The sequence below is a fragment of the Thermogemmatispora sp. genome, assembly GCF_019683635.1.
In the GTDB taxonomy this organism is placed as follows: domain Bacteria; phylum Chloroflexota; class Ktedonobacteria; order Ktedonobacterales; family Ktedonobacteraceae; genus Thermogemmatispora.
In genome coordinates this window covers 1-14,738 of sequence record NZ_JADGIA010000007.1, presented here as the reverse complement: position 1 = coordinate 14,738, position 14,738 = coordinate 1, and the positions used below count along the sequence as shown (strand labels likewise).

At 61.0% G+C, this 14,738-nt stretch carries 7 protein-coding genes; 3 read left to right on the top strand and 4 right to left on the bottom strand.

The window, feature by feature from the left end; all coding sequences use genetic code 11:
• Positions 1-7 precede the first annotated feature (7 nt).
• Positions 8-1,390: a hypothetical protein gene (locus tag IRZ31_RS01790; RefSeq protein ID WP_297148906.1), complete on the top strand. Its 1,383-nt coding sequence runs from the start codon at positions 8-10 to the stop codon at positions 1,388-1,390.
• Positions 1,391-1,555: 165 nt separating this feature from the next.
• Here the strand turns inward: IRZ31_RS01790 and IRZ31_RS01785 are convergent, their stop codons facing one another.
• From IRZ31_RS01785 to IRZ31_RS01775, 3 genes are all read right to left on the bottom strand, one after another.
• On the bottom strand, positions 1,556-1,879 hold the full coding sequence (locus tag IRZ31_RS01785) for a 2Fe-2S iron-sulfur cluster-binding protein (RefSeq protein ID WP_297148904.1): 324 nt from the start codon (positions 1,877-1,879) through the stop codon (positions 1,556-1,558).
• A 316-nt stretch (positions 1,880-2,195) separates the two neighbouring features.
• Positions 2,196-4,001, bottom strand: a complete 1,806-nt coding sequence (locus tag IRZ31_RS01780) for a choice-of-anchor D domain-containing protein (protein ID WP_297148903.1) — start codon at positions 3,999-4,001, stop codon at positions 2,196-2,198.
• A 732-nt stretch (positions 4,002-4,733) separates the two neighbouring features.
• Positions 4,734-5,756 carry a hypothetical protein gene (locus tag IRZ31_RS01775; protein ID WP_297148901.1) on the bottom strand — a complete coding sequence of 341 codons (1,023 nt, stop codon included), beginning with the start codon at positions 5,754-5,756 and terminating at the stop codon, positions 4,734-4,736.
• 468 nt (positions 5,757-6,224) lie between these two features.
• Between IRZ31_RS01775 and mutL the strand changes: the two genes are divergently transcribed.
• On the top strand, positions 6,225-8,360 hold the full coding sequence (mutL, locus tag IRZ31_RS01770) for a DNA mismatch repair endonuclease MutL (protein ID WP_297148898.1): 2,136 nt from the start codon (positions 6,225-6,227) through the stop codon (positions 8,358-8,360).
• Positions 8,360-10,960 carry a primosomal protein N' gene (priA, locus tag IRZ31_RS01765; RefSeq protein WP_297148897.1) on the top strand — a complete coding sequence of 867 codons (2,601 nt, stop codon included), beginning with the start codon at positions 8,360-8,362 and terminating at the stop codon, positions 10,958-10,960. The genes mutL and priA overlap by 1 nt, the downstream gene beginning before the upstream one ends.
• A 24-nt stretch (positions 10,961-10,984) precedes the next feature.
• Here priA and IRZ31_RS01760 read toward each other — a convergent pair whose 3' ends face one another.
• Positions 10,985-14,179, bottom strand: coding sequence for a HEAT repeat domain-containing protein (locus IRZ31_RS01760; RefSeq protein ID WP_297148895.1), 3,195 nt, complete (start codon positions 14,177-14,179; stop codon positions 10,985-10,987).
• Between the last annotated feature and the right edge of the window lie 559 nt (positions 14,180-14,738).

The following is a 14,738-nucleotide window of genomic DNA, read 5'->3' as shown; positions in this document are numbered from 1 at the left end:
TCAATGCTTGATAGATAACTTCCGGTATATAGCGAAGGTGATTGTGATGATGCTCTGTGTCCACTGTAATACGTATCGACCGGAGGGCGAGGGTCCGTGTCCCTATTGCGGCGGGCCTGCGCCGGCCAGGCCGGCTAATGGCGCCAACGACGGCAACGGCAGCGGCTTCTTCTCCACTGGCAGTGGCCACACGACAGTCGCCATGCCACCGCTGGGTTCCTCCTTTGGCGCTGCCTCTGGGGCAGGAGCGGGAACAGGAACAGAGTGGCAGGCAGCACAATCACTGTCGAGCTATCAGCCATATCAGAGCTATCAGCAGGGGCTGGGCAATGCAGAGAGCGGGGGAAGCTCGGCGATCAACTATCCGACCGCCGGTCCTGGCGGCTCGGATGTCAGCTATCCAGCCTTGAGCACCCCTGGTTTCAGCGTCTCCTCGGTGATGAATGGGGCTGAAAGTTTCTCCGCTCCCCTCTGGGGCCAGAATCAGCCGCCGCAAGCGGGTGGGGCGAGCGAGGCCATCCCCCAGGAACCTTTCCCGCCGGGCCAGCAGCAATTTCCTGGGACTTACCCGGGCATCGAGGGAATGCCAGCCCAGCAACAGACCGGTCCCCAGCCTCCACTTCAGGGCCAGGGTCAGCAGACGATGGCCATGCTGCCCGTGCTCTATCAGGACCCGGCCAATCCCTCTACGCAGTCGCTGATCCTCATTCCACAGGCTCAGGGCCAGGGGATCAACACCGGCGCCCTCTTGCCGTTCAACCAGCAGATGCCAGGGCCTCCGATTGCCGGCATCCCGACCGAAGAGGAGGCGCTCTACATTCCACCAATGTATACGAAGCCGAGGCCGATCATCCCACGCTACCGCGCTATCAGCGGCTTCCTCAGCTTCGTAATCGTTATTCTCTTACTGTGCAGCGCAGCAACCTATTACGCCAAAGTGACTGGTAAGCTGGCCTTCCTGGGGCAACTGGTAGGTGTCACTCCGCCCAACGTGGCGGCGACGCCGGTGCCTAACCTGCCCGACCCCAAAGCCAGCGAGAACGGCCCGGCCTATGGGATCATTAGCTCGGCCACAACCGCGCCCAGTGTCGACCCCAAGACCGGCATCGCGCTCCAGCCTAGCCAGGTCTTTAAACCCGGCCAGACCATTTACCTGACCTATAGCGTCCACGCCAAAAAAGCCGGCACGGTCACCGTAAAGTGGTACACCAATGGCCTGCTCTATCAGGTGCTCTCAAAAGCCACTCCGGACCAGAAAGGCGGCTCATGGACGGGCGTTTCTATGATGCGCTTTACTCAGCCCCTCGAAGGCATGATCGAACTCTACTGGAACGATACGGGGAAACAGCCCCAGCTGGCCATTCGCCTTTACTTCGTTGTGCGTCCCTAGTCTGGCAACCTGACACTATGAGAATATACGACCGGAGCTGATCGCCGCGCTGCGCTAGTGGCCTGGAGCGAATCTTGTAAATAGCGCCCTCCAAAAAGGGGGAAGGAGGCAAGGGCGGCCACAGACTGAGGCACTGCCCCGCTCCTTCTCTGCCTCTCTCCGGTGTTAGGCTTCTTCCCCGCGCCTCCTGCACAACGTCTCAACGTTCACGTCACCGTAAACGCGCACCTGGCAGGCCAGACGCACATTCGGATTCTTCTTGAGATCGTTGCGCAGCCAGAACTTTTCCATGAAGGTCAGCTCATTCGTATTGCTGGCGGGGTAGACCGCTACGCGATCCGTGCCACAGAGTCCATTGCCATGACAGTTGGCGAATTTCCACATGCCGCAGTAAACAGGCACATCATGCTCAAGCGCTGGATAGCGCACGTTGTCGCCTTCAGGAACCTCAACCTTGACCTTTTCACGTACAAACGTAATCGTTGGCACGATGAATTCCTCCGCAGGAATGGTGCTGGCTCTCTTTGAATGCTCCTTTGCCGGGGACCAGCCAGCCAGTCAGCAAAACAGACAGAACCCGACCAGGCTGGTGAGAGGGCCCGGGCCCGGCCTCACCTGGCCTCAATCTGGTCCCTCGTTTCCCCGCACGCTGACCTCTCACCAGTTGACCTTGTACCTGTGCTGTGTCAGGCGCGTCGAGGATCTGTTGCTGCTGTGCCTGGTGAGAGTGTAGCATAGAGCACCAGGGCTAGCAAGGGCAGGCAGGGGGAGCCGGGATACAGCGCTGCCTGGCCTGGCCTGAGCCTTAGATGACAGCGATGAGAATGAGCACCTGCTGTGGGGACACCAGAGGAGCCAGGTCGTGATCACGCTCGGCTACCGTCAGCGTCAGGCTCAGCGAGGTATTGGCAGGCACCTGAGAGAGCACGGGGACAATGCTGACAGTCACGTCTTGTCCAGGCGCCAGCGGGCCACCACTATCGGGCGTGATCTGCAGAGGCGGGTCGCTCTTATCAGCGGTAATGATCCAGTTGAGCGGTGCATTGCCTCCATTGCTAATGGTCACGGTTTGAGCCGCCGGCGTCGTCCCATGTGGCACATCGAAGATGAGGATCGTTGGCTCAACGCTAATCGTGGGCAAAGCCGGCGTCTGCACTGTTAAAGTGACAGTGATTGCCTGTTTGAGCGCGCCGGTGCTGAAGATCAGGCTCCCCTGATAGCTTCCTGGGGCCAGACCAGCCACATTGATCTGCACGTTCACCGTGGCGCGCGTCCCGGGGGCCAGCGTTCCTGACGTTGGCGTGGCCCCTAGCCAGGGTCCATTATCACTTGTGCTACTCGTCAGGGACCAGCTCACCGTGAGGCCGCCGTTGTTGTGCAACGTCAGCGACTGCGGCGGAGGATTCTGACCCTGGGTCGTTGTGAAGCTAAGAGCAGACGGTGTCAGGGCAAGCTGGCCCGGTGCCACCACATGTAAGCTAACCAGCAACTGTGGTCTCTCTCCCTCGCCACCGACGCTCTCAAAGAGCACCGTCCCTTGATAGTTTCCCACAGAGAGCGAGGCCGGCGAAACCGTCACGCTTAGCGTGATACTGGCTTCGGCCTCCAGGTGACCAGCGCTCGGCGTGACCTGCAGCCAGTCCCCACCGGCATTGGTAGTCGCGTGACTGCTCCAGTCGAGCGCCTGCTGGCTATGGTTCTGCAAAGCCACCGTCTGCCTCAGTGGGGCCTGGGTGCCGCTGCTCGCCGTATAACTCAAGCTGGCGGGCGCGATACTCAAAGTGGCCGAGGGACCCAGGACTGTCATGGTGACCGTCAAGACTTGTGCGGGCGTTCCCCGTCCACCTGCCTGCTGGAGAAAGGTTACATGGGCTGTATAGCTGCCGGCTGTCAGGTCGCCACGCTGGGCCACCAGGGTAACCACCTCGCTCCCGATAAAGCTGCCGCTGGTCGGATCTACCTGCAGCCAGGAACGATCGCAGCTGGCTCGCCAGTTTAGCTGACCATCGCCAGCGTTGAGCAAGGTGATCGCCAGCCGCGTCGTCGTCCCAGGAAGATCGGCCCCCAGATCAACGGTGTAATCAGAGAGCCTCAGCTGCGCCGGCGTTGATGGCGACGACAGCACCGTAATCGTCGTCGCGATGCTCAGCAGCTGGGTTTCATCGACAACCAGAAGCTGATGCTCTCCAGGCTGCCAGTCCGGAGTTACAGTCACCTGAATGGCAAAGGCGCCAATCGCATTGGCCTGGACGCGCAGCGGCTGACCGTGGGCATCTCGTAAGGGGATCGTTCCATCGCGCCGCAAAATGAGCAGGTCTCCTGCCCCGAATCCCTTGCCGGCCAAGGTCAAACTCTCATTGAAATGCAGCTGGCGCGGAATCACCGTCAGCGAAGGCGCCAGTGTCGCGACCGACCAGCGGCGAGTGAAGAACAGATAGGTAAGAGCTGCACTCATTGCCAATGCTACCAGGAACAGTACCAACAACGCGCGCAGCAAGAGATCGCGTCGCCGAGAAAAAGAGCTTGGAGGCGCTGCCTCATAGGCGCTGGCGCTCCCCCCACGCTGGATACGCGCAGGTGAGGGCAAGACTTCCTGGCTCTGTAAGAGCATCGGCTGCGGTTCTGCAGCATCAGCGCTGGCAGCAGCAGAAGTCGACTGCTGAGGCGCAGGTTTCTCCCAAATGGCGGATGGCGGCACCGAAAACGGGCTGGAAAGATAAGGCTGGTCCTCGGGGTGCAGTCCAGCATGATAGCCGATTGGCTGGGGCGAGGCCGGGGGAATAGAGCGTCTCCGCGGTCTGCCTTTTTTCTTCGGCACAGAGGAAAGCCCAAGGGGACGCCCACAGTGACGGCACACCTGGGCATAAGCAGGTACTGGTTTATGACAATAATGACAACGCTTGGTCTGCATTGATGTGTCCCACTCTCTGACCTTGCTGCCCATGAGCACGGCTGAACGGCTGGCCTCACCAGCTAGACTAGCCCATCTCATGACTGGTTACTCCGGCTGTCAACCAGACTGAGGCCGGACTGTTGGGGAGGGAACTGCTGGCATGCTCTCTACTGAGATAGACGTCAGACCTGGCCTGACATCCAGGGGAGAAGCAGGACCGATCATAGTGTATCATAATTTTTCAACATAGGCACAACAGTAGCTGAAAGCAGGCTCTCTCTAGACTGGCAGCGCTGAAAGGGAGCAGACAATGTGCGCTGCAAGGGTAGACAACAGGGAGAGTATAGCAAAGGGAGGGAGAGGATCAGGCCCTGAAGGAGAGTAACAGGGGTTGCGAGGGATGCACTCTAGGCAGCATAGCCACAGCCCTCGCAGATCCCTGGGAGCGGCTTACCACTCGTCGCTCTCGCTAGCGGGAGCTACCTGCGCGAGTAGCTCCTCTTCAAGTTGGCGCCAGGCCAGGGCCTCGGCCTGACTGACGTCGAGCGGCTGGTGCTGGCGCGTGGCCTCGCTCATCATCCGGGCTACGTGACGGCGCAGGTTGGCGAGCAAGGGCTTTTGCACCTCCAGCGGTGGTAACCTGTAAAGGCGAATCAGGTCGATGGGGTAGAATTCATCAGGTTCAAAGGCGAGCAGCAGCAGATTTCTGTATTTGTGCAGGAGAGAGAGCCGCTCCTGGGCTTGCAGCTGCAGCCGGCTACTCACCGCCAGCAGGCAGCCGGCAACGCGGCGAGCACGAACAATCGGGCAGGCCACGGCACTCAGCGCCTCATCCTGCACCAATGGCTCCAACCCAGGGGTCGGAAACGTCAGCGGAGCCTGGGCTGGTAGCTGAAAGATGACCGTGCGAGCGATGGCGACTGCATGACCGGCCAGGGACTCAGTGCCGTAAAAGCAGGCTTCGCTCTGAGAACTGAGCTGCCAGCGCCGACTGTCGTTAACCAGCGCCGTACGCAGACTGCGCACATATCCATCGCGTGAGGGGGGCATGCAGCGCACAATGATTAAGCTCAGCCCCTGCCGCCGCGGATCAAGATGAATGGTGGCTTGCTGTAGCACAAGATTGCTGATCGCCCAGGTGCGTAGTGGCATCGGCACCCTCAGCGCAGCATTCAAGACACGGTCATAGAAAACAGGAGCGATCTCCTGAGCCTCACTGCAAAGAGAAGCACTCTGGTTACTCCGGCTCAGTAGGGCAAATTCCTGCGCTGCCAACTCCAGCAGCCCTTGATGATGGTATGGCAAGGCACAGAAGAGACGATAGAGTGCATAAGGACAGGGAGACTCTTCGCCGGCGGCCCAGCGTGCCAGGGTCGTGGAGGAGATACCTGCTGCTTCTAACAAGTGCATTTGCTCTTGAGGATTGTCTTCGATGCTGCTCAGAAATTCATTCCATCGTTGAGGCTCGTACATTCTTCCTTCCTTGGACCCTCTCAATAGCTACACACCGCTCCTCACCTAACTATAGCACGCTCCTCCGACCTCGGCCATTAAAATTCCGTTAAAATTATGACCAATACATCTTTTATCTATGCTCATCATAGATAAATAGTTATATGTCTTCCTAGAGCGCAGTCAAACCAAGGGCAAGTGGCATGTAAGGCCCAAAAAGGCTACTGTGGCCCATCCTGCCCGGGAAAGGCGATAGCGAGCGAACCCGCTACCAGTCGAGCGCGAGGCGTAGATTGCGGGCCACACACGGGGTGGTTCTATGGTATAATCAGTCAGTACGAACACTCGTTCTTGTCCTGCCTGGTTCCGCTGAGGGGGAGGAGGTCAAGGCCGAGCGCAGCTAATCTGAGGAGTGGAGCGAGGGCGGGAGCAGCGTAGAGTAGCGTGTTTCTCCCAGCTCGCTTCAGCAGCGAAGGAAGAGTCTGCCCTATGCCGATTCGCCAACTGGCCCCGGAGGTCGCAGCCAAAATCGCCGCTGGCGAGGTGGTGGAGCGCCCCGCCTCGGTTGTTAAAGAATTAATCGAGAACAGCATTGATGCCGGTGCTTCGCAGATCCGCGTTGACCTCATCCGTGGCGGTTTGCAGCTGATACGGGTGAGTGACAATGGCTGCGGTATTCCGGCGGAAGAGCTGCCGTTAGCTCTGGCGCGCCATGCCACGAGCAAAGTCAGCACTGTTGAGGATCTGGAGAGCATTCGCTCGCTGGGTTTTCGCGGGGAGGCGCTGGCGAGCATCGCCGCGGTAGCTGAGGTTGTCTTGATCAGCCGTCCCCGTGGCGCCGCCCAGAGTGCTCAGGTCAGCGCTTGCAATGGGCAAATTTCGGCAGTCAGTTCTGCCGCTTCGCCCGAAGGCACCATTGTCACAGTGCGTAACCTCTTCAGCGCTGTACCGGCGCGCCTGAAGTTTCTGAAAAGCCGTCAGACAGAAGTCAGTCATTGTTTGCATTTGCTCCAGCAGTATGCCCTGGCATACCCCGAGATTCGCTTCACGGTCACCAGCGAGGGGCGCGAGGTCTTTACGACGCCTGGCGATGGTCAACTGGCTACGGTGCTGGTGCAGATGTACGGCCCGGCGGTGGCCAGGCAGATGGTGCCGCTCGGCGGCCAGCCTGCCGATGATCCCGAACGCCCAGTGATCAGCGGCTATGTCAGTCGGCCTGCGTGTTATAAGAGTACGCGCCAGTATCTCTCGTTCTTTGTCAATCGCCGTTGGGTTCACAGTCGCCTGCTGATTGCTGCTGTTGAAGAAGCCTATCGAACCCTGCTGCTCAGCGGACGTCATCCGCTGGCAGTCATTAATATCCAGGTAGACCCGTCCCAGATTGATGTCAATGTGCACCCCGCCAAGACGGAGATCCGCTTTCTGCGCGAGCGCCGGATCTATGCCGAGCTGATGCGTGCGGTACGGCGCGCTGTTCTGGAAGAGGCTGAAGCTCCAAGCTGGCAGCCGGCTCAACGGCCCGCCAGCTCAGCTGCTGCCAGCACCGATGTGGTATTGGCGTCCCCAGAGCCAGAGTCGTCGCCTCAATCTCTAGAGGAAGAGGCTGTCACAGAAGAGCGGGCGGCGGCGTTGGTCCCGGACGCGACCGCTCAGGAGCAGTCAAGGGAGGGCCGTGCTTCCACCCCGCTGGCTGGCCCTGCGCCGCGCAAAGGTCCTGAGAGCGGCAGTAGCCTCGGGCTGCGGCATGCTTTCCCTCTTGATAATCCCTGGCTGACAGTAAGCGAGGAGGAACGTGGAGAGCGAGCCGCCCTGCAGTCCCGTCTTTGGCAGAGTCATCTGCGTCCGCAGCAAGGTGAACCCGCGCGCGGGCGCCGTGCTCTGACAGCCGTTCCAGCCGGGTCCGCGGAACCTGCGAAGAGTGGAACGGAGGCAGAGCAGGAGCCGGCAGCCTCGGCGGGAGAAGAGGCACCTTCTCTGGCTGCTCCACTTGCTCCAGAGGAAGTCTTGGTTGCTGCTCAGCCCGGACCGCGTCAGGAGCACAGTCGTTTTCCAGAGCTGCGTGTCATTGGGCAGTTACTTCAGAGCTATATTGTGGCCGAGGGGCGCGATGGCCTTTACTTGATTGATCAGCATGCCGCTCACGAGCGCATTGTCCTGGAGCGTATGCTGGCCGCGCGTCAGGAACAGACCTCGCTTGCTCAGATCCTTCTGACCCCTTTGCGTCTTGACCTCTCGCCTGCTGAGCTGGAGGCTATCGAGGAGCGGCTCGACGATCTGCGCAGTCTGGGCTTCGAGCTAGAGGTGCTCGATCACGGGCAGGTGCTGGCGCGTGCTGTCCCTTCTGTACTTGCCAAGCAGCTCAGCGCGCGTTCGCTGCAGGAGCTGCTCAGGGAGCTAACGGCTCCCGAGCACGATGGCTACAGCCAGACCTGGGAGGAGCATGCCCTCGCCAATATCGCTTGTAAGGCGGCCATTAAAGCCAACTATTTTCTAACCAGCAGCGAAATGCGCGAACTGATCGATCAGCTCGCCCGCACGCGCGCGCCCTTTAGCTGTTGTCATGGTCGACCGACGACGATCCATTTCAGCGCTGCGGCTCTAGAACGCGAATTCGGGAGGCGCTAGTGTTTGCCGAGGTGCTAACCGTGGCCGCTAGCTGGCAGGGCGAGCGACCCCTGTTGACCTATGAAGTACCGGGGGAGCTGGCCGAACAACTTCAGCCGGGCCAGCTGGTGGCCGTCCCCTATGGCGAGAGGCTGGTCGAGGGCATTATCTGGCAGCTGGAAGAGTCCTGTGAGCGCAGCGTGCCGGAAACGTTACGCCCCCTGCATGCTCTGCTTGATCCGCAGCCGGTGCTTCTTCCCCATCAGCGTGCCCTGGCGGAGTGGATGGCCGACTACTATGTGACCTCGCTAGCCCTGGTTGTGCAGCTGATGCTGCCACCGGGCTTGCTGCAAGGGTCGCGTGCTGTGCTGACTCTCGCCAATACAGAGCCACGTGAGACAGCCTCGCTGCCGCTCCAGGCTCTGATCGGTTTGCTCCTGGATGAGGGCGAGATCGATGTCGCCCGCCTGCAGAGCATGCTGGGCCCTACGCGCGCCCGCTCGCTGCTCAAGGAGGCCGTGGCCAGCGGCCTGATCGAGCGCGTACCACGCCTGGCGGAGCCGCGTCTGCGTCCGCGGCGGCAGCGCGCTGTGCGACTCCGCCTGAGCGGCGAGGAGCTGGCCGCCTGGAAGCGGCGTCTGCAGGAAAACCTGCCGCAGGACCTGGGGCCCGATGCCGCTCCTGCCTCAACCGTCGGGCTGCTGCATTTCTCTCCCCCTCTGCGCCGACATCCATCTTCGGCAGCCCCCTTTTCGCTTGGGGGGCCTGCAACCAAAGCCTCCGCCGCGGCGGCCAATGGTGGCCCGAGTCAGGAGGGCCTGCGTGCTCTGCGCGCCCTGGCTGCCGTCGACTTGCTGGAACACAGCCCGCCTGATGTCATCTGGACACCGAGCCGCCTGGCGCGCGCCAGCGGACTCACCCAGGCCCAACTGCAGCAGCTCATCGCCGAGGGCGTTCTGGCGATCGAAGAGAACGTGGAAGTCCGGCGCGATCCGCTGCGCGATCGACGCATTACGCCTGGCGCCCCGCTGCCGCTGACGCCTGCCCAGGAGGCTGCCTTGCGTGCCATTCTTGCCCCCGATGCTGCTCAGCGTCCCTTGCTACTGCATGGCGTCACCGGCAGTGGCAAAACCGAGGTCTACCTGCAAGCCCTGGCGGCCCTCATTGCTCGCGGCAAGAAAGGTCTTGTGCTGGTCCCTGAGATTGCCATCACTGCCCAGGCCATCCAGCGTATTGCTGGGCGCTTCCCGGGACGGGTAGCTATTATCCACAGCGCCCTCAGTCCGGGTGAACGCTACGATGAATGGCGGCGCATTCGGGCCGGTCAGGTTGATGTCGTCCTCGGCTCGCGCTCCGCCCTCTTCGTCCCTTTGCCCGACCTGGGCATCATCATCCTTGACGAAGAGCACGAGACGGCCTACAAGCAAGAAGAGCGCCGGCCCACCTACCATGCGCGTGAGGTAGCCTGCACCCTGGGGCGGCTCCTTGATATTCCCGTTGTCCTGGGCAGCGCCACCCCTTCCGTAACCAGCTTCTACCGCGCCCAGCAGGGGGCCTATCAGCTTGTGGAGCTACCTGAGCGCATTGGGGCTCCTCTGCCCCCGGTGGAGATCGTCGACCTGCGCAGCGAGCTACATGCTGGTAACACCAGCATCCTCAGTCGTCGCCTGCGCAGCGAGCTGGAGCGCGTCCTCGCCCAGCGTCAGCAGGCCATTCTCTATCTCAATCGCCGCGGCGCTGCCAGCTGCGTCCTCTGTCGCGAGTGCGGCTATGTAGCCATGTGCGAACACTGCGACGTGCCGTTAACCTATCACGCCACCGAGCGCATCCTCCTCTGCCACTACTGCAATCTTCAGCGTCCCGTCTTGACGCGCTGCCCCCACTGTGACAACCACGGCCTGCGCTACTTCGGAGTCGGTACTGAGAAAGTCGAGCAGGCGATCCAGCAGACCTTTCCCAACGCCCGGCTGCTGCGCTGGGACCGCGACACGGCCCGCACGCGGCGCGCCCATGAGCAGCTCCTGGACCGCTTTGCCAATCATGAAGCCGACATTCTGATCGGCACCCAAATGATTGCCAAGGGCCTTGATCTGCCCGGAGTGACCCTGGTGGGAGTAGTCGCTGCCGATATCGCCCTCATGCTGCCAGATTTCGCCGCCACCGAGCGCGCCTTTACCCTCCTCACCCAGGTGGCGGGTCGAGCCGGGCGCGGCAGCGAGTCGGGACTGGTGATCATCCAAACCTTCAACCCAGAGCACTTTGCCATCGAAACCGCCTCGCGCCATGCCTACCACGAATTCTACGCGGCTGAGATCGCTCTGCGTCAGCGCTACGGCTATCCCCCCTTCCGCCAGTTTGTCAAGTTCACCTATAGCCATACCAACCGACGTCGTGCCCAGAACGAAGCCCTTCTCTTGCGTGAGCAGCTCGATCGCATTATTGCCGAGCTGGAGTTAGAGGAGACCGACATCGTGGGACCTGCCCCGGCAGTAATGGAACGCATCCGCGACGAATTCCGCTGGCAAATGATTGCACGCGGCCCTGATCTACGTCCCCTGCTACGCGCGATCTCCATTCCGCCGGGCTGGCACATCGACATCGACCCGGTGAGCACCATGTAAAAGCCATCCCACGCCGGTCAATCGCTAGGGAATGGCCTCAATCCGTACGCATCCCTGGCCAGGCATCAGGCGCACGCCCAGACGGCGGCTGATCCTCCAGAGCGCCTCATAGACAGCATCGGCGATATCCGCTTCCTGGAGCAGCCCCGTCAACGCCTGCAGGGTCTCCTGATCCTGGGCGAGCTGCCCAAGCGCTTCCGCCAGGGCGCGGCGCAAGTACTTGTCTTCCTCCTCGCGACAGAGCAAGTGCAGGAGTTGGGGAACAATCGAGCGCTCGCCAAGCTGACCAAGGGTATGGGCAATGGTGCAACGCACCGGTAGCTCAACCTCCTCGTCGCTCAACAGGGCCAGCAAGTATGGCCCCACGCTGCGCTCGCCCAAATTGCCCAGCGTACGAGCAATTGCCTCACGCATCCAGGAGCCGCGCCGCCGGTCGGCCAGCAGCGTCAACAGTTGCGGCACCACCCAGCGCTCGCCCAAATGGCCCAAAGCCCCGGCGATTGCCTCGCGCACCGGCAGCTCAACCTCTTCATCAGCCAGCAGCTCCAGTAGTAAGGGAATGACCGAACGCTCACCCAGGTAACCCAGGGCTACCGCAATGGCATACCGTACCGAGCGGTCGACATACTCATTGTCAAGCAGGCCCAAGAGCTGCGGAATCAGGCTGCGCTCACCCAGGCGGGCCAAAGCCGCCGCGATCGCATGGCGCAGCGGCAGCGGCAAGCGCTCATCAGCGAGCAAGCGCAGCAACTGGGGGGCGACGGAGCGCTCGCCCAGCTGGCCCAGGGCCGCCGCCAGCGTATGGCGCAGCGACAACGGGAGACGCTCATCGATCAGCAGAGCCAGTAACTGAGGGACGATGGACCGCTCGCCGAGTTGACCCAGCGTTGCCGCAATGGCATCACGCACCGAGGGATCAACCGCTTCATCCGTCAGCAGGTGGAGCAGCTGGGGCGCAATGGAGCGCTCCCCCAGGTAGCCCAGAGCATGGGCAATTGCATAGCGTACCGAGGGATCGATCCCCTCATCGGAGAGCAAACGCAGCAGGTGAGGCACAATGGAACGCTCTCCAAGCCGACCCAGGGCATTGGCAATCGCATAGCGCACCGAGGCATCGAGCTGCTCATCGACCAGGAGGTGTACCAGTGGCAGCGCCAGCGAACGCTCCCCAAGCCGACCCAGGGCATCGGCGATGGCATCACGAACCTGAACGTCAACCCCCTCATCGGCCAGCAGATGCAAGAGGCCCATATTGACCCACTCGCCGCCGATCTCCGCCAACACCTCCGCACTGTTACGCCGGTCCAGAGGATAAGACGTCGCTGTTAGCAGAGCAAAGAGGCGGCTGATGACCTCCTGGCGCAGACCGCTCTCGCGCATCGTCGGACGCATGGCCAGGCAGCGCCCCGCCAACAGCAGATTCGTATGGAAGAGATCGTCGCTGGAGCGACGTCGCCCGCCGCTGCCAAGCAGGTGCTGAAGTAGTGGGCTGATATCGCTCACTCGCCCTGCGTAGAGCAGAATCACCTCTTCCCACCAGGGATTGCCACGCCGTTTAATCAGCTCTAGTAACTTTCCATGCTCGACAGCGTAGAGCGCAGTGAGATACTCCTGCAACGTCAAATGAAGGAAGCCATACCAGCCACGAGCCTGCTCCTTCAAAAGGGTGTGTTGCCCAATGATCTCGCTAAAGATCTCCTGACTCTGTTCGGGATCAAGGCCGATCGTGGGCAAGAAGCGAGCGATTTCCTGCAACAGCTCGTCCTCGGGAAAGTAGCGCTGGCCGCGCAGGTGGAAATGCCAGGCGATTGCTTCCAGCAACTGTAGCTTGTGCTGGGGCAAAAATTGGCTGTGACGGCGGATATCGCGACTGCTATCCCAGCGCGTCAGCAGCGTCTCCACACAGCGTCGATAGAGTTCCACGCGCCGATCGGGCAGATCCAGCTGCTCTTCGTAGAGCAGGACAATCAGCGAGAGCAGCAGTGGATTGCCTGCCAGGGCCTGCACGCGGGGACTGCGTTCGAGACGATAGATCAGGTCGTTCGCGGCCTCGGGGCGCAGCTGTGAGCCGGTCAGAGTCAGCCAGCGCTGAATGAACTGGCGAATGTCCTCGGGCCGGAAATCGAGCACCTCCAGCTCGCGAAAGCCAGTGAGGCGGCTGCGCTGGTGATAGCCGGCCTTGCGCGCCGTCACCACAATTGGGACCTGGGGATAGCGCGTTGCCAGCTCTACAATCATCATCACGACAGAACGATAGGTTGACTCAGCCTCATCCTTACTGGCACCGGTCAGTGTCTCATCGAGCGCATCGAGCAACAGGAGCGCGCGCCCCTCCTGTAAACGGGAGTGCATCAGCGCCAGGGCCGTAGCCCGAGGGATGCGATAGCGCTCCTCCCATGTCCGTGCGGCAAATTGAATAATATCGATGTTATGAGGCGTAGTGATAGGGCTGGCAGAGACGAAGGTATTCAGCTCAACGAAGATAGGGAGGTCGGGCAGGCCCTCTAGCTGGCCAGAGAGCGAGCGCAGAGCCAGATATTTCAGGAGGGTTGTCTTGCCGGCGCCGGGGTCTCCCAGCACCACGCTGCGGCGATAGCGGCGAATGGCCTCATCCGGGTCGAGCGTCGAGGCTGCCTGGCTATCGCAATAGCGATGGCCGCTGCGGCAGAGGTCGACGAGATCGCCGCTTAACTGTCGTCCGTAGCGCTCCTCATCGAGCTGGTAGCCCGGGCGGGTCTCCTCATGCAGGCGCACACGGATATAGAGATCGAGCAGATTGATAGGAAGATTCATATCAAGGATCTGCAGATGAGTCAAGCGAGGATCGACGCGCAACCCTGCCTGATACTGCTCAAGCGCCTGGCGCAGGCAGCGAGCAGAGAGGCGTTGACGCCAGGCATTGGCCTCATCTTCGCTCTGGGAGGCGCGCAAGCGCCCCAGATAGAGATTAACAGAGGCAGGGATGGCTGCGGCCAGCACAGCCCCCACCAGAGAGATGAAGGCCACCACGATCGGCGTATTTTCCCACCATGCGCCGCTACTGGGAGGGCCAGCGAGCAGAGCTATCACCATCAGCCCTGGCGCCGTTCGAGCGGCTACTGGCTGTTCAGGCCAGCCAGGGGAGAGCATACCTGGAGCAACGATGGCCCAGCCGAAGAGCACCTGGACCAGGAGCATGGTGCCCATCGTTGCCAGAAGACGAAGAGAGCGGGTATACATACCGTCCTCGTTTCTTGGCTTGCGCACGCTGCATGCGAATACAGACTGCCGCGAGCGGAGAACTGTGAGCCTGGAGTAAGCCTTGGTTGATATCAAGCACATCGAACAGATCACCACCTTCGTTTCCCCCGGTGCTGGCGGGCGAAGAGAACAAGGCGGTAGTGCTGTGCGCTCAAGCCTCTCTTGCCGCCTGCCACCATAGGGGGAAGAGAGGCAAAGATAGGAGAACGCCAAGCCGGCCCAAGCCCCAGACAGGGAGCCGCTGCCTGCAGCTTCGACCCTCTCCTGAGAAGCTGTACTACCCTGTACCAGCAGGCTCGTGCGCGACGCTGCAAGGGATATGTCGAAGGAAGGATAGTCCTGGGACAACCCTGTCTGGAGGCGCCGGGGCACCCTGTACCCCGTGGTCTCTCTGCATCCTAGAAAAGAGAATAGTTGTTAGTTTGTTCTCTGTCAAAATAATTCCGCTAAATGGAACTATTCACCATTATTATGGATAGCATAGAGAGGAGCTATATCTTTATCATCTGATCAATTACAAGAAGATCAGCTGAATTAC